Raw genomic sequence first — 15,216 nt, forward strand, 5'->3', positions numbered from 1 at the left:
CCATGAAGATCGACGAAGTCCGCCGGCACGTGACGACCCCGCTGACCGCCCCGGCGTTCGCGCCCGTGGTCCCGAGGTTCACCGACCGCGAGTACCTCAACATCGTCTACCGCACCGACGCCGACGCCCTGCGCGCGGTCGTCCCGGAGCCGCTGCAGGTCGAAGAACCGTTGGTGCGCTTCGAAGTCATGAAGATGGGCGACGTCTCCGGCTACGGCCCCTACACCGAATCCGGCCAGGCGATCGAGGTCAGCTTCGACGGCGAGCGCGGCGAGTACCTGCACGCGATGTACCTCGACAACTTCCCGGCCACCGCGTCCGGGCGCGAGGTCAGCGCGTACCCGAAGACCGCGGGAAGCCCGGATCTCTATGTCGACAACGGCGTTCTCGTGGGCACGCTGGACTACGGAACGCTGCGGGTGGCCACCGCGACCATGGGCTACAAGCACCACGCACTGGACGCCCGCGAGGCCGAACGCCAGATCACCGTCCCGACGTTCATGCTCAAGACGATCCCCGGCTACGACGGCGCCCCGCGCGTGCAGGAGCTGGTCCGCACCGAGATCACCGACGTCGTGGTCAAGGAGTCCTACACCGCCCCGGCCCGGCTGCAGCTGTTCCAGCACGTCCTGGCCCCGCTGGCCGACCTGCCGGTGCTCGAGGTCGTCTCCGCGAGCCACATCCGCACCGACCTGACGCTCGCCCCGGTCAAGCCGGTCTTCGATTACCTGAAGGGAGCGCAGTCATGAGTTTCCGCACTGCCGCCGTCATCGGCGCCGGCACCATCGGCCTGTCCTGGACGGCGCTGTTCGCCCACCACGGCCTGACCGTCCGGGTCACCGATCCCCGCCCCGACCTCGCCGAGGCCGTCGCCGACGCGCTGAAGGCGTTCGCCCCGCACCTCGGCACGACCGCCGACGAGCTGGCGAGCCGCGTGCGGATCGCCGCCGACGTGACCGAAGCCGTCCAGGACGCGGACGTCGTGCAGGAGAACGGCCCCGAGAACGCCGAGTTCAAAAAGGACCTGTTCAAGCAGCTCGTCGAGGAAGCACCGAAGCACGCGCTGCTGCTGAGTTCGTCAAGCGCCATCCCCTCGACGGCGTTCACCGGCGAGATCGACGGCAGCCGGGTCCTCATCGGGCACCCGTTCAACCCGCCGCACCTGATCCCCCTGGTCGAAGTCGTCCCCGGCGAGCAGACCAGCGAGCACAGCGTCGAAACCGCCGTCGCCTTCTACACCTTCCTCGGCCGCACCCCGGTCGTCGAGCGCAAGGAGATGCCCGGCTTCGTCGGCAACCGGCTGCAGAACGCGCTCAGCCGCGAGGCGATCTACCTCGTCGAGCAGGGCGTCGTGACGCCGGAAGACCTCGACAAGGTGATCACGAATTCGCTCGGCATCCGCTGGGCGACCGTCGGGCCGTTCCTCGGCTCGCACCTCGGTGGCGGCCCCGGCGGCTACCGGCACATGGCCGAGCACATCGGCAAGTCCATGAAGAAGATGTGGGCCGGGCTGGGCACCCCCAGCCAGAGCCCCGAAGAGCAGGAACGGCTCATCGAAGCCGTCGAAAAGGCTTACGGCTCCTCCACGTACTCGGAACTCGCCGAGACGCGCGACCGCAAGCAGCTCGCAGTGCTGAACGCAGTGGAGGAGAACTGACATGGAACCGCTCAACGACAAGCTCATCGCCGACTTCTACGACTTCGAGGCGCAGCTGCCGGACGACGAGCGCAAGCTGCTCGTCAAGGCGCGCGAGTTCATGACCAACGACGTCAAGCCGCTGGTGAACGACAACTGGGAGGCCGGCACCTTCCCGAAGGAACTGATCGGGATGTTCCGCGACTCCGGTCTCGCGGGCCTGCCCTACGAGGGCTACGGCGAGCACAAGCCGGCCGTCAGCCACCTCCTCACCGGCATGATGGCGATGGAGATGAGCCGCACCGACGCGTCCGTCGCGACGTTCTTCGGTGTCCACAACGGACTCGCCATGTACTCGATCTACTCCGGCGGCAGCCAGGAGCAGCGCGACCGCTGGCTCCCCGAGATGGCCGCGATGGACAAGATCGGCGCGTTCGCGATGACCGAGCCGCTCGGCGGCTCCGACGTCGCCGGCGGCATGCGCACCACTGCCAAGCGGGACGGAAACAGCTGGGTCCTCAACGGCGCCAAGAAGTGGATCGGCAACGCGACCTTCGCCGACTACATCGTGGTGTGGGCCCGGGACGTCGACGACAACCACGTCAAGGGCTTCGTCGTCGAGAAGGGCATGCCGGGCTTCGTGCCGGAGAAGATCCAGGGCAAGACGGCGTTCCGGATCGTCGAAAACGCCGAAATCACCCTGACCGACGTCCGCGTGCCGGAGGAGAACCGCCTGCAGGGCATCAACTCCTTCCGCGACGTCGCCGAGATCCTGCGTGCCACCCGCGGCGGCGTGGCCTGGCAGGCGCTGGGCGTGATGATCGGCGCCTACGAAGCCGCACTGGCCTACGCCCAGGAGCGCCGGCAGTTCGGCCGGCCGATCGCCCGCTTCCAGCTGGTGCAGGACCTGCTCGTGAAGAGCCTCGGCAACATCACCGCGTCGTGGGGCATGCTGGTGCAGCTCGCCCGGCTGCAGGACGCGGGGATCTTCAAGGACGAGCACTCGTCGCTGGCCAAGGCGTTCGTCACCTCGCGGATGCGGGAGGTCGTCGCCTGGAGCCGGGAGATCTTCGGCGGCAACGGGATCGTGCTCGGCTACGACGTCGCGCGGTTCTTCGCCGACGCCGAGGCGATCTACTCCTTCGAAGGCACGCGCGAGATGAACACCCTGATCGTCGGCAAGGCGATCACGGGGCAGTCCGCGTTCGTGTGAGACTCAGTTCACGCAGCCGGCGGCCGTACTGGTCGCCGGCTGCTTCGTGTCCGACGCACCCGGGGCCCGGGTACCCGTCGCCGCCACCGGCTTCACGCCGCCGTCCGTGTCGTCGCCCGCGGCCTGGACCGCCGCGGTGCTGATCGCCGTGCGGACGAACTGCTGGACCTGCGCCGGGTCGACCTTGACCGCGTCGCCGTCGGACGGCGTCTGCAGCGACAGGCTCTGCACCGGGATGGTGGCGAAGGCGATCGCGCCCGAGGTCATCCCCCGCAGCTGCTGCGCGAAGCTCAGGATGTCCCAGCCCTTGTCCAGCACCACCGAGCCCTGCACCGCGCTGACCAGCGAGCCCAGCTTCGACGGGTCGGTGAACGTGCCCGCGCTCAGCACCTTCTTCGCCATCCCGGACAGGAACGCCTGCTGCCGCGCGATGCGGTCGAGGTCGCCGTTGACCAGCCCGTGGCGCTGCCGGACGAAAGCGAGCGCTTGCGCGCCGGACAGCGTCTGCGTCCCGGCCGCGAAATCCGCGCCCGAGTACTTGTCGTGCACCGGCTCCTTGAGGCAGACCTCGACGCCGCCGACGGCCTGTGACAGCGCGTCGAAGCCCGCGAGGTTGATCGCCGCGTAGTGGTTGATGGTCAGCCCGGTGAACTTCTCCACGGTCTGGATCGCCGTCTTCGCGCCCGCCTCGTTCGCCGCCACCTCCAGCTGCGCGCCGGAGAGCCCCTGGGCGCGCAACCCGGACATCGCGGCGTTCTTGCCGCGGCTGTAAGCCGAGTTGATCTTGTGCTTGCCGTACCCGCCCGCGATGTCCACATAGGAATCGCGCGGGATGGAGATCGCGGTGGCCGCCGCGCCGCCGGCCGGGATGTGGACCACGATGATCGTGTCGGTGGTGTCGCCGCCGTCGTCACCGCCACCGGCGTGGAGCGCGTCGAGCACGTTCTGCGGCAAGGGGTTGCCGTACGTGTCGGTCCGCGCGTCGATCCCGACGAGCAGGAGGTTCTGGGCGACCTTCAACGGCTCGCCGGGCGGGGTGTCGTCGGTGTCGACCTGGGCGGCCGGCGGGATGACGTCGGCGGTGACGATGCCGTCGTCCAGGGAGCTCAGCTGCGTCCACAGGTAGCCGGTGGCGCCGAGCACCACCGTCGAGACGACGCCGAGCGCGACCCGGCCGCCGATCCGGCGCCCCCGCGACGACAACAGCACGTCTTTCCCCTTGCTTCCCGCTGATGGTTCCCCTCTTCGAGGATCACCGCGTTAGCTGGGAATCAGCTGAGAAAGTTGTCGGAAAGCTGTGACGCTGCCGGATCGGCCGAGCCGGAGCGGGGTTTTGCCACGCACCGTAAGGAAGTGCGTACGCCGACGTGCTGTGGCACCGGCCACAGTGGCTCACGCTATCGCGTCACCGCGGCAGTTTGCGCCAGATCGCGCGCGGCAGCAGGCGCATCACGAAAAAGACCGGACGGAGCAATCCGGGCACCCAGACGACCCCGCGGCCGCGGCGCAGCGCCGCGACGGTCGCTTCGGCCACCTGGTCGGGGGTGCTGGAGAACGGCGCCGGCGTCATGCCTTCGGTCATCCGGCCGATCACGAAGCCGGGCCGGACGAGCAAGAGGTGGACGCCCGAGCCGTGCAGCGCGTCGGCGAGGCCGCACGCGAAGCCGTCGAGGCCGGCTTTGGCCGAGCCGTAGACGTAGTTCGCGCGGCGCACCCGCACCCCGGCCACGGACGAGAACACGACGAGCCGGCCGTGCCCCTGCGCACGCAGCAGGTTCGCGGCGTGGGTCAGCACGCCGACCTGGGCGACGTAGTCGGTGTGCACGATCGCGGCGGCGTGGGCGCTGTCCCGTTCGGCACGCGCCTGGTCGCCGAGGATGCCGAAGGCGAGCACGACGGTTTCGAGCGGCCCGTGCTCGGCGGCCACCTTCTCCAGGAAAGGTCCGTGCGCGGCGAGGTCGTCGGCGTCGAACTCGGCCGTCTCCACCGCCTCGGCACCGGCCGCACGCAGCGCGGCGACCTCCCCGGTCAGGTCCGCGCCCGGCCGCGCGGCCAGCACGAACCGCCGCGTGCCCTCGCTGACCAGGCGTTTCGCCACGGCCAGCCCGATCTCACTGCGTCCGCCGAGCACCAGCACCGTTCCGTTCACGACCACAGTTTCCCCTGCCGGGTGCGCTAGCGTGCCGGGGTGGGTCACGCTCCGGATTTCGAGACGCTCGTCGAACGGCACCGCCGGGAGATCCAGGTGCACTGCTACCGGATGCTCGGTTCGCTGGCCGACGCCGAAGACCTCGCGCAGGAGACGTTCCTGCGCGCGTGGAAGGGCCGCGACGGGTTCGAGGGCCGGGCGAGCGTGCGCACCTGGCTCTACCGGATCGCGACGAACGCCTGCCTCGACGTCCTCGCGCGCCGTCCGCGGCGGGTGCTGCCCGACCAGCTCGGCCCGGCCGGGGAGCCGGCCGGGCCGATCGCGGCCGCCGACCTGCCGTGGCTCGAGCCGTACCCGGACCGGCTGCTCGACGGCGCCGCCCCCGACGACACCGGCGCCGCCGTGGTCGAGCGGGAGACGATCGAGCTGGCCTACCTCGCCGCCGTCCAGTACCTGCCGCCGCGCCAGCGGGCGACGCTGATCCTGCGGGACGTGCTCGGCTGGTCGGCGAAGGAGACGGCGTCACTGCTGGAGACGAGCGTGGCGTCGGCGAACAGCGCGCTGCAGCGGGCTCGGGCGACGCTGCGTGAACGATTGCCCGCGCGGCGTGCAGAGTGGACGGTCGGCGATCCGACGGCCGAGGAAACGGCGCTGCTCAAGCGGTTCATCGCCGCGTACGAAAGCGGCGACCCGGCCGCGGTCGCCCGGCTGCTGCACGAAGACGCCCAAGCGGTCATGCCGCCGTACACGCTGTGGTTCGGCAACCGCGCTTCGATCATCCGGGCGCTCACGCTCTCGATGGACCCGGCGTCGCCGGACTGCATCGGGCGGTTCCGGATGCTGCCCGTGCGCGCCAACCGCCAGCCCGCGGTGGCCACTTACCTGCGGCGCCCGGATGAGCACGAGCACCGGTGGTTCGGGGTCACCCTCCTCACAATCGAGGGCGGGTTGATCACGGCGATGGCGGCGTTCGAGTCGCTCACGGCGGCGGTGTGGGGCCTGCCGGAGACGTGGCCGGAAGCGCCCGATGACCACCGGTATCCGGGAAAGATGCAAAGCCGCGCATAGATATCGCGGACAAAAAAAGCCCGGGTGGGTGATTCGCGGAGAATCACCCACCCGGGCGCGCACACGACCGGAATCGATTTTCTTCCGGATTCGGTGTTTGTGCTCGAGGCCGCCGGGAAGAGGTCACCGGGCGGCGCGTCAGGCCGCTCGGTGCCGCTCCGGCGCGGTGCGCACCAGCCGGCGGCGTTCGACCGCGGTGATGCCGCCGAAGACGCCGTGGTCAAGACCGTTGTCGAGCGCGTAGCCGAGGCATTCGGCGCGCACGGGGCAGCGCGCGCACACGGCCTTCGCCTGCGCCGTCTGCCGGGCGCCGGGGCCGACCTCGGAGATCGGGAAGAACAGTTCCGGGTCCTCGTCCTTGCAGGCCGCGAGTTCCGCCCAGCCCGTCATCGTGGCTTCCATTTCCTTCGTTCACCTCCCTACTACTCTTACTGCTTCCCATTGTTGGGGCGCGTCAACCGACTTGATTTCGGCGGGCGCGCGAGCGTATCCGCCTGGGTCAAGGGGGTTTTGGCTTCGGTCCCCGGCTCACCCTCCGGGCAACCAAGACTGCAACACATGAGAGTACGCCTTTCTTCCGGGGATCTCGATGTCGATCACGTCACCCGATCGGCGACCCGCGCAGGTCGCCGAGGGCCGCGGACCAGCCGTCGCCGGTCCGCTTCCGCGTTGTCCGGTACGGGTTTCCGGTCGCGAGTGATCGAAACGTGGTCATCGGAGCCGGGTGGTCCGCGTGGCCGGAAGCCGCCGTTCGCGGACCCAGGCGGCGTCGCTCTCCGAACGTCCCCGACCACGGCCGCAGCCGTTCGTCACGAGCTGTCACCGACGCAACGCGGTGCATTACTCCTACAGGGCAGTCTTGATCCAATCGTTACACGTAGCGGTCACCTCAGTGCACCTGTCCTTGTGAGGCGAGGGGTGGTGGGGTTCCGTGTGCGGTCACGACGAGTTCGACGCGTTCTTCCGCGCCGACTTCCCGGCCCTCGTGGCGTTCCTCTGCAAGGCCGGATTCGAGGTCGAGGCGGCCCGTGACGTCGCCGCCGAGGCGATGCTGCACGCGCTGGAGGCGTGGCCGACCGCCGAAGACCCGCGGGCCTGGGTGCGCCGGGTCGCCGGGCGGCTGATCGACGCCCCGGGCGACGCGCGGGCGGACTGGACCCTGGCGGGCGATCCGCGGGACGACGAGGAGCTCGCCGGGCTGGTCGAGCAGCACGCGGGACTCATCGAGCTGCTCGCCGCGCTCCCGGGCAAGCAGCGGATGGTGCTGGCGTGGTCGCTCGACGGGTTCACGCCGTCCCAGATCGCGGAGGCGCTCCGGATCGCCCCCGCGACGGTCCGGTCCACCCTCCGCCACGTGCGGGAACGCCTCAGGCGACTCCGGGCCGCTCGGCCCGGTGACCAGCGGGACAGGAAAAGGTGAGCGAAATGCCGGCAACCGAGTACGGGGATCGGGCGATCACCGAGCAGCTGCGGGAGTCCAACGCCGCCCTGCACGACTCGCTGCGCATCGGGCTCGACGTGGAGGGCACCCTGCTGCGCGTGCGCAGCCGGGCACTGGTCCGGGAGATCGCCGCGACGCAGCCCGCCGAGGCGTTCCCCCCGCACTGGCGGCGCCACGACGAGCCGGTCGCCGCCGCGATCGCCGGCGACGACGCCGCGATCGCGCGCCTGCTCGCCACCGTCCGGCCGCTGGTCGTGCGCTACTGCCGGGCCCGCGTCGGCCGGCACGAGCGATCCTTCACTTCGGCGGACGACGTCGCCCAGGAGGTCTGCCTCGCCGTGCTCACCGCACTGCCGTCGTACCACGACCAGGGCCGCCCGTTCCTGGCGTTCGTCTACGGCATCGCCCAGCACAAGGTGGCCGACGCCCACCGCGCCGCGGCCCGCAACCGCAGCGACCCGGTGCCGGAGGTCCCGGACGGCGTCAGCGAGGCGACCGGCCCGGAACAGCGGGCGCTGCGGTCCGAGCTGAACGAGCGACTGGCCCGGCTGCTGGACATCCTGCCCGCGAAGCAGCGGGAGATCGTCGTGCTGCGGGTGGTGGTCGGGCTCTCGGCGGAGGAAACGGCCGCGGCGGTGGGTTCCACGCCCGGCGCCGTCCGGGTCGCCCAGCACCGCGCGCTCGGCCGCCTGCGCCGGCTGCTCACGGGCGAAGAGAGTTGACGCGCTCCAGAACGAATTCCGCCAGTGCCGCCGCCGGCCCTTCCATCGACTCCCGGGCCAGCAGCATGAACTCGATGTCGCCTGGCTCCGGCAGGCCGTCGAGCTCGACCAGGCCGGCCGGGACCAAGCTGCGCGCGTGCAAGGTGACGCCCAGGCCGGCCGCCGCCGCGGCGCGCAGGCCGGTGAGGCTCGACGTCTGGCACGCCGCGCGCCACTCGAGGCCGGCTCGCTCGAGGCACTCCACCGCCAGCTGACGCGTGATCGACGGCATCGGGTACTGCACCAGCGGCACCGGCCGGCCCGGCTCCAGCACGGTGGCGGCCGACCCGATCCAGACCAGCGGCTCCCGCCAGAGCAGCCGGCCGTGGTGCGCGCCCGGGCGGCGCTTGCCCAGCACCAGGTCGAGTTGCCCGGACCGCAGCCGCTGGGTCAGGACGTCCGACAGCTCGACGGTCAGCTCGACGTCCACCAGCGGGTGACCGCGGCGCAGCCGGTGCAGGATCTCCGGCAGCTCGCCCAGCGCGAAGTCCTCGGAGACACCGAAGCGCACCCGGCCGCGGAGTTCGGCGCCGCGGAAATGCCGCTCCGCGCGCTCTTCGGTGTCGACGACGGTCTGCGCGAACCCGAGCATCGCCTGCCCGCGCGCGGTGAGCTCGACGGTGTGGGTGTCGCGGGCGAACAGCAGCCCGCCGGAGTCGCGCTCGAGCCGTCGCACGTGCTGGCTGACCGTCGGCTGGCCGACCCCCAGCCGCCGGGCGGCCGCGGTGAAGCTGCGCGTCTCGGCGACGGCGAGGAACGAACGGCACAGGCGAGGGTCCAGCACCGGGCGAGCTTATCGCGATTCGCGATGACAGTCAGTCCGGTCATCGGGGTTCCCAATGACCGCGTGGTCGCCGAGAATCGGTGGGGAAGGAGATCCATGTCCCGCTTACGTCCAGACCCGTTCGTCCTCGCGATCCTCGCCACCGTCGGCGTCGCCACCCTGCTGCCCGCTTCGGGCGCGGTGGCCGGCGGCTTCGGCGTCGCCACCACGATCGCCGTCGGCCTGCTGTTCTTCCTCTACGGCGCCCGGCTGTCGACGCAGGAAGCGCTCGAAGGGCTGCGGCACTGGCGGCTGCACGCGGTGGTGCTCGCGGCGACGTTCGTCCTGTTCCCGCTGCTCGGCCTGGCGCTGTTCCTCCTGCCGCCGTCGATCCTGCCGGCCCAGCTGGCCGCGGGGGTGCTGTTCCTGGCGGTGCTGCCCTCGACCGTGCAGTCGTCGATCGCGTTCACGTCGATCGCCCGCGGCAACGTCGCGGCGGCGATCTGCAGCGCGTCGCTGTCCAACCTGGCCGGCATCGTGCTGACGCCGCTGCTGGTGGCCCTGCTGCTGGCCGGCGACGGCGCGGGCGTCGACGGATCGGCGGTGCTCGGGATCGTGTTGCAGCTGCTGGCGCCGTTCGTGGCGGGCCAGCTGGCGCGCCGCTGGATCGGCGGCTGGATCACGCGCCGTGCGGCACCGCTGAAACTGGTCGACCGCGGCTCGATCCTCCTGGTGGTGTACACGGCCTTCAGCGCGGGCATGACGGAGGGCATCTGGCACCGGCTCGACGCGGGGCACCTCCTGGTGCTGGTCGTGGTGTGCTGCGCGCTGCTCGCGGCGGTGCTGGCGGCGACGGGCCGGGCCGCCCGCCTGCTGGGCTTCGCCCGCGCCGACCGGATCACCATCGTGTTCTGCGGGTCGAAGAAGAGCCTGGCCAGCGGCCTGCCGATGGCGACGGTGCTGTTCGGGCACGCCCAGGTGGGCCTGATCGTCCTGCCGCTGATGCTGTTCCACCAGATCCAGCTGATCGTCTGCGCCACCCTCGCCCGGAGGTACGCGGCCGAAGAGGACCGGGAGCTCGTGCCGGCGTGATTCCCTTGTGGACTGTCGGCGAGAGCGTCCTTCGGCCGCGTACAGACGTTGTACAAGCCGAATGTACGCGGTAACGGCAGAGTGTGGTGCGGCGATGCGGGGTGCATCACCCACTCTGGAGGGACATTTATGGGGAACAAAGCACGAATCGCACTCGCCGCGCTGGCGGGCGCCGCGGCGGTGACGGCGGGCGCGGTGGCGTTCGCGGGCGCGTCGTCCGCGGCCAGCCCGTCACCGGCACCGCTCGTCCAAACGGCGCAGGACACCTGCGTGACCGACGGCGCCGGCTACTGCACCGTGTCGCACGGCCTCGGTGTGACGCCGGGGGTGATCCTGCTCTCGCCGATCACGCCGGACGCCGCCGACGGGTTCATGCTGAGCACAGTGCAGGGTTCCTACACCGCCACGACGTTCCGGGTGCGGGCGATGGCCTATGCGGACACGCCGAAGGTGCTCAGCCGAATTTGGTTCGGCTATGCGGCCTACGCAACGACGGGAGCGTCGACCTCGACACCGACACCGCCGGTCACCTCGACGCCGAGAACCACCGCGACTCCGACGCGCACACCCACGCCCAGCACGACTCTCCCGCCGACTTCGAGTTTCCCGACGCCCACCCCCAGCGGCGGCGGAAGCTGAGCGGAATCCGCGGTCTTCGCCCTGCCCGCCAAGGCTTTCCGTCAACGCGGGCGGGGCGAAGGCTTGTTTCCCAGCTCCTCCGCGAAAATGGCGTCGACGCGCGAACCCGCGCGCCGCAACGCCCGCGCGGCAACGCGAATCAGATAACCGGCCGCGAACACGAGCAACAGCGTCAAGCCGATGATCCCCGGGTTCGCCACGACGACCTCCCGGTACTCGTGCGCGAGGTAGCCCAAACCGGCTCCCGCGGCGAACGCGTCCAGCAACGCCAGCCGGGTCGCCCGGTAACGGGACGAGGTGGCAGAACCCATTGCTTCCTCCCGCCGTTCCGGTCAGCGGTGACGCCCTTGCAACCTAAACGAGCCTCCGCCACTCGGCGGCCACTTCAACCTGTTTGGCCTACCGGATCTGCCCGGATGGCCGCTGTGATAACTTGAAGCGAACTGAGTGTTCTGTGCACATGCAAACCTCGGGCTGCTTGTGCATGCCGAGGCGAGGGGGCGGTAGCTCAGTTGGTTAGAGCAGGGGACTCATAATCCCTTGGCCGCGGGTTCGAGCCCCGCCCGCCCCACCTTTCGTCAGCAACCGAAACGTCGCCCTTCACCCGGCGCAGAGGCATCGCTCGCACGCCTCGACGAAAACGCGCACGGCCCGGCGCTCGTCCCCCGCCCGCCAGACGACGGCGAGTTCGCCGGGCGGGAGGCCCGTGACGGGGCGGTACACGATGTCGTCGCGCTCGTAGATCTGCGCGTTGCCCTCGGAAAGCAGCACGACTCCCAGCCCGGAACCGACGGCTTCGAGGGATTCCTCGGCCGTTTCGGCTTCGGCGACGACCCGCGCCGGCACCGGGTGCCGGTCGTTTCCCAGCCAGAACTCGCGGAGCGGCCCGGCGGTTCGCGGGAGCGCGATGAACGGCTCGCCGGCCAGCTCGCTCAACGGGACGGCTTCCCGCCCGGCGAGCCGATGCCCGGACGGCAGGGCAATCCAGCGGTCTTCGGTGGCGACGACCTTGCGCGCGAACCCGTCCGGGACCGGCAGCCAGGCGACGGCCACATCGACTTCGCCGCCGGCGAGCCCCACGGTCGGATCGCTCCAGGCGATCTGCCGGAACAAGAGCCGCCATTCCGGCAGCGACGTCGCCATCTTCGCCGTCACGTTCGGGATGAGCCCGCGGCCGATCCGGGTGTGGAACCCGACCGTCAAGGTCGCCCGCTGCGCCGCGGCCACCTCGGCAAGCGCGCTCCGCGCGTCCTCCCACTGCCGGATGATCAGCCGGGCCTGCGGCAGCAAGGCCGCGCCCGCCGCGGTCAGGACGACCGTGCGGTGGTCGCGCTCGAACAGCGGGATCCGCAGCGACGTCTCCAGCCTGCGGATCTGCTTGCTCAACGACGGCTGGGCGATGAACAACCGGCCGGCCGCCCTGGTGAAGCTCAGCTCCTCCGCCACCGCGACGAAGTAGCGCAGGTCCCGGACGTGGACATCCATAGCCACAGGCTATAGCGGCCGATCTTGGACGCCGGGGCCCGGACGCCCCGACGATGAGCGTGATCATCGACGACGGCGAAGGGCGAGGGACATGGAACTGGGTGTGGCGGGACTGAACGCCAAGGCGACGCTGGGCCCGGCCGAGACGGTCCGGCTGGCGCGGCTGGCCGAAGACCTCGGCTACACGTCGTGGTGGGCGGGCGATCACGTGGTGCTGCCGAGCCCGCGGGTGCCGGCATCGCCGATGGAGCCGACCGACCCGATCCTCGACCCGCTGGTGCACCTGGCCTACGTCGCGGCCGTCACCGAGCGGCTGGAACTCGGCACCGGGATCGTCATCCTGCCGCAGCGCAACCCGCTCGTGCTCGCCAAACAGGCGGCGAGCCTCGACGTGCTCAGCGGCGGCCGCCTGCTGCTCGGCGTGGGCGCCGGGTACCTCGAACCCGAGTTGCGCGCGATCGGGGTGGCGATGGCCGAGCGGGGGAAGCGCACCGACGAGTACCTCGACGCGATGACCGCGCTGTGGACCGACCCGGCGCCGGCGTACCGGGGCGAGTTCGTCGAGTTCCGCGACGTGGACGCGCACCCGCGGCCGGCCCGGCCCCGGATCGTGGTCGGCGGCCACAGCCCGGCCGCGTTCCGCCGCGCCGTTTCCCGTGGTCACGGCTGGTTCGGCAACGGCGGCCTCGACGACCTGCCCCGCCACCTCGCCGGACTGCGGCGAGCCGCGGAGGAGGTCGGCCGCCCGGCCCGGCTGGGCCGGCTGGAGATCGGCTACACCCCGCTCGATCCGGTGGAGGTGGACGCCCGCGCCGCCGAGCGGTACGCCACCCTCGGCGTGGACCGCCTCGTGGTCTACCCGCTGCCGCTGGAGGATCCGGCGGACGTCGCCCGGTTCCTGGAACGCCACGCCACCCTGCGGCCGTGATCCGGAAGCGGCGGATCGCCGTACCACCGGCGCGGCGAGCGTCGGGGGCGGAATCGGCGCATCCCCGGCCGGCGAACCGGCTTCCGGAGAAACGGGAGCGAGCCCGCCCTAGTGCCCGCCGTGGCCGGGCATGCCCGGGTGGTGGCCCGAACTCCCCGCGTGCATGTGGAACCGGCTCACCTCCGGTGGGTGGACGACGAACGGGCGCATCATGCCCTCGTCCTCGTGATCGAGGATGTGGCAGTGGTACATGAACTGGCCGGTCGCGTCCTCGAAGCGGCCGGCGACGCGGATCCACTCCCCCGCCCACAGGTTGAACGTGTCCTTCCAGCCCTCCTCGTGCTTCTCGATCGCCGGGCCGCCGGCCGGAGCGGGCAGCGGCCGGGCCGTGCCGCCGGTCGCGATGTCGAACGCCGTCAGGTCGGCGAACTTGTGCCTGGTCAGCAGCTGGAAGCGGGCCATGTGGATGTGCATCGGATGCGGTGCCCCGCCGAGCTGGATCAGGTTCCACACCACCCACCGGCCGCGGTCGACGAAGATCGTCGTCGTGTCGTCGAACAGGCGGGCCACCTTGCGGAAGGTCCGCACGTGCCCCATCGCCGGGTCGGTGAGCTGGAGGACGCCCTCCGCCGGGAACCGCGCCGGCAGCTCGGCCGGATCGGTGATCTCCGCCAGCTCCCACATTTCCGGGTGCGGCCGGCCCGCCACGCCCGGCGGAGTCGTCGCCACGAACACCTCGTCGTGGTCCTCCGGCACGTGCGCCAGCCGCGCGTACGACGCGGACAGCTCGGCCGGCAGCCGGAACCCGTCGGCGCGACGGCGGCTCTCGACGCGGAACTCCATGATGTCCGGCTCGATCGAAGCCCCCGTGTTGACCAGCCGCAGCCGCTGCCCCGGAAAGCGGCTGAAGTCGATCAGCAGGTCGGCGCGCTCGCCCGGGGTCAGGGTCAGCCCGCCCGCCGGCACCGCCGCCGGCCCGGGCAGCAGACCCGCGTCCGTGCCGGCGATCCGGACCGCGTCGTTGTGCACGACGCCCGCCTCGTCGACCAGGTCGAGGCGGAAGAACCGGCCGTTCGCCGTGTTGAGCGCCCGGAAGCGGTACCAGCGCGCGTCGACGTCCAGGTGCGGCCAGATGCCACCGTTGACGAGCGTGAACGGGCCGGTGACCGGCGCCGTCGTGCCGGACGCGGGCAGGTACTGGAACTTGAACAGCAGCCGGCCGGTGAGCGCGCCGGTCGCCGGGTCGGTGTCGAAGTTGCGGTCGGCGAGGATCAGCGGGATTTCGTGGTCGCCACCGGGCAGCCGCAGCCGGTCCTCCTCGTCGTCGCGCAGCAGGTACAGGCCCGCGAGTCCGGAGTGGACGTTGAAGCGCGTCACGGCCATCGCGTGGTCGTGGTACCAGAGCGCGGTGGCGGCCTGGCGGTTCGGGTACTCGGTGAGCTGCGTGTGCCCCGGCGAAATCCCGTTGTGCGCCCAGCCGTCGTTGCCGGCGTTCGTCAGCGCGCCGTGCAGGTGCACGACGTTCCACGGCGGCAGCTCCGCGACGCCCTCGATCAGCTCCACCCCCGCGGGCAGGCTGCCGTCCGCGGCGCGGTAGCCGGGCCGGTTCGCCGGCGTCGGCACCGCGTACGGGGCCCGCACCGCCACGAGCGGGACCGTGCCCCGCAGTTCGTTGGCCCACGCGACCCGCAACCGCTTTCCGCTGCGCACCTCGATGGTCGGGCCGGGGAACTGGCCGTCGTAGGTCCACAGCGTGGTCTCCGGCAGCTGGGAGTGCAGCCGCGTCCGGGAGGTCGTCATCGTGATCGTGAGCTCGCCGGAGTTCCGCCGCGCGTGCGCCCGGATCACCGGCGGGATCCGCAGTGGGTCGAGGAACTTGGCGAGCCCGAAGTTCGGCGCCGCGGCGGGCGCCGGTGGCGCGGTCGCCGCCGACGCCGTCCGCGGAGCACTCGGACCGAGCAGGTTCACCCCCGCCACGACGCCCGCGGAACCGAGCGCCGCGGCGGCGAGGAAAGTGCGCCGGTCGACGGAATCGTTCACT

The 15,216-nt window shown here is 71.2% G+C and carries 16 protein-coding genes and 1 tRNA gene; 10 read left to right on the forward strand and 7 right to left on the reverse strand.

From position 1 onward, the window contains the following. The first annotated feature begins 2 nt into the window (after positions 1-2). From QRY02_RS22995 to QRY02_RS23005, 3 genes are read left to right on the forward strand one after another with little or no spacing between them, the layout of a single operon-like run. Entirely contained in the window at positions 3-749 is a 747-nt protein-coding gene (locus tag QRY02_RS22995; protein WP_285993583.1) for an acetoacetate decarboxylase, read from the forward strand. After that, positions 746-1,657, forward strand: a complete 912-nt coding sequence (locus QRY02_RS23000; RefSeq protein ID WP_285993584.1) for a 3-hydroxyacyl-CoA dehydrogenase NAD-binding domain-containing protein — start codon at positions 746-748, stop codon at positions 1,655-1,657. Before QRY02_RS22995 ends, QRY02_RS23000 begins: the two co-directional genes overlap by 4 nt. Before the next feature lies 1 nt (position 1,658). Continuing rightward, positions 1,659-2,849 carry an acyl-CoA dehydrogenase family protein gene (locus QRY02_RS23005; protein ID WP_285993585.1) on the forward strand — a complete coding sequence of 397 codons (1,191 nt, stop codon included), beginning with the start codon at positions 1,659-1,661 and terminating at the stop codon, positions 2,847-2,849. Between the two features lie 3 nt (positions 2,850-2,852). On the opposite strand, the gene QRY02_RS23010 is transcribed toward QRY02_RS23005, so the two are convergent. Continuing rightward, positions 2,853-4,058, reverse strand: coding sequence for an LCP family protein (locus QRY02_RS23010; protein ID WP_285993586.1), 1,206 nt, complete (start codon positions 4,056-4,058; stop codon positions 2,853-2,855). A 196-nt stretch (positions 4,059-4,254) separates the two neighbouring features. Further along, a complete protein-coding gene (dprE2, locus tag QRY02_RS23015) occupies positions 4,255-4,998 on the reverse strand; it encodes a decaprenylphospho-beta-D-erythro-pentofuranosid-2-ulose 2-reductase (protein ID WP_285993587.1) in 744 nt (247 codons plus the stop codon). A gap of 39 nt (positions 4,999-5,037) precedes the next feature. Here dprE2 and QRY02_RS23020 point away from each other — a divergent pair, with 39 nt between their 5' ends. Further along, entirely contained in the window at positions 5,038-6,066 is a 1,029-nt protein-coding gene (locus QRY02_RS23020) for a sigma-70 family RNA polymerase sigma factor (protein ID WP_285993588.1), read from the forward strand. Positions 6,067-6,204: 138 nt separating this feature from the next. Here the strand turns inward: QRY02_RS23020 and QRY02_RS23025 are convergent, their stop codons facing one another. Beyond that, positions 6,205-6,468 (reverse strand): WhiB family transcriptional regulator, encoded by a 264-nt coding sequence (locus QRY02_RS23025; protein ID WP_285993589.1) that lies wholly within the window; start codon positions 6,466-6,468, stop codon positions 6,205-6,207. 529 nt (positions 6,469-6,997) lie between these two features. Between QRY02_RS23025 and QRY02_RS23030 the strand changes: the two genes are divergently transcribed. After that, complete coding sequence (locus QRY02_RS23030; RefSeq protein WP_285993590.1) at positions 6,998-7,486, forward strand: RNA polymerase sigma factor; 489 nt, start codon at positions 6,998-7,000, stop codon at positions 7,484-7,486. A 146-nt stretch (positions 7,487-7,632) separates the two neighbouring features. Next, the gene (shbA, locus tag QRY02_RS23035) at positions 7,633-8,229 is read left to right on the forward strand and encodes an RNA polymerase sigma factor ShbA (protein ID WP_353069578.1); all 597 of its coding nucleotides are present in this window, start codon (positions 7,633-7,635) and stop codon (positions 8,227-8,229) included. On the opposite strand, the gene QRY02_RS23040 is transcribed toward shbA, so the two are convergent. Further along, positions 8,210-9,052, reverse strand: coding sequence for a LysR family transcriptional regulator (locus tag QRY02_RS23040; RefSeq protein WP_285993592.1), 843 nt, complete (start codon positions 9,050-9,052; stop codon positions 8,210-8,212). The two genes, shbA and QRY02_RS23040, sit on opposite strands and share 20 nt — an antisense overlap. Positions 9,053-9,148: 96 nt before the next feature. On the opposite strand from QRY02_RS23040, the gene QRY02_RS23045 reads away from it, so the two are divergent. Together QRY02_RS23045 and QRY02_RS23050 are read left to right on the forward strand one after the other, a co-directional pair. Continuing rightward, on the forward strand, positions 9,149-10,123 hold the full coding sequence (locus tag QRY02_RS23045) for a bile acid:sodium symporter family protein (protein WP_285993593.1): 975 nt from the start codon (positions 9,149-9,151) through the stop codon (positions 10,121-10,123). 129 nt (positions 10,124-10,252) lie between these two features. Beyond that, positions 10,253-10,762, forward strand: coding sequence for a hypothetical protein (locus QRY02_RS23050; protein ID WP_285993594.1), 510 nt, complete (start codon positions 10,253-10,255; stop codon positions 10,760-10,762). A gap of 41 nt (positions 10,763-10,803) precedes the next feature. Here the strand turns inward: QRY02_RS23050 and QRY02_RS23055 are convergent, their stop codons facing one another. After that, on the reverse strand, positions 10,804-11,073 hold the full coding sequence (locus tag QRY02_RS23055) for a hypothetical protein (RefSeq protein ID WP_285993595.1): 270 nt from the start codon (positions 11,071-11,073) through the stop codon (positions 10,804-10,806). Positions 11,074-11,259: 186 nt separating this feature from the next. On the opposite strand from QRY02_RS23055, the gene QRY02_RS23060 reads away from it, so the two are divergent. After that, positions 11,260-11,333, forward strand: a tRNA-Ile gene (locus QRY02_RS23060). A gap of 29 nt (positions 11,334-11,362) precedes the next feature. Here QRY02_RS23060 and QRY02_RS23065 read toward each other — a convergent pair. Beyond that, positions 11,363-12,247, reverse strand: a complete 885-nt coding sequence (locus tag QRY02_RS23065) for a LysR family transcriptional regulator (RefSeq protein WP_285993596.1) — start codon at positions 12,245-12,247, stop codon at positions 11,363-11,365. 91 nt (positions 12,248-12,338) lie between these two features. Between QRY02_RS23065 and QRY02_RS23070 the strand changes: the two genes are divergently transcribed. After that, positions 12,339-13,175, forward strand: coding sequence for an LLM class F420-dependent oxidoreductase (locus tag QRY02_RS23070; RefSeq protein WP_285993597.1), 837 nt, complete (start codon positions 12,339-12,341; stop codon positions 13,173-13,175). Positions 13,176-13,283: 108 nt separating this feature from the next. Here QRY02_RS23070 and QRY02_RS23075 read toward each other — a convergent pair whose 3' ends face one another. Beyond that, the gene (locus tag QRY02_RS23075; protein ID WP_285993598.1) at positions 13,284-15,215 is read right to left on the reverse strand and encodes a multicopper oxidase family protein; all 1,932 of its coding nucleotides are present in this window, start codon (positions 15,213-15,215) and stop codon (positions 13,284-13,286) included. Position 15,216: the final 1 nt, after the last annotated feature.

This window comes from Amycolatopsis sp. DG1A-15b (genome assembly GCF_030285645.1).
Lineage (GTDB): Bacteria > Actinomycetota > Actinomycetes > Mycobacteriales > Pseudonocardiaceae > Amycolatopsis.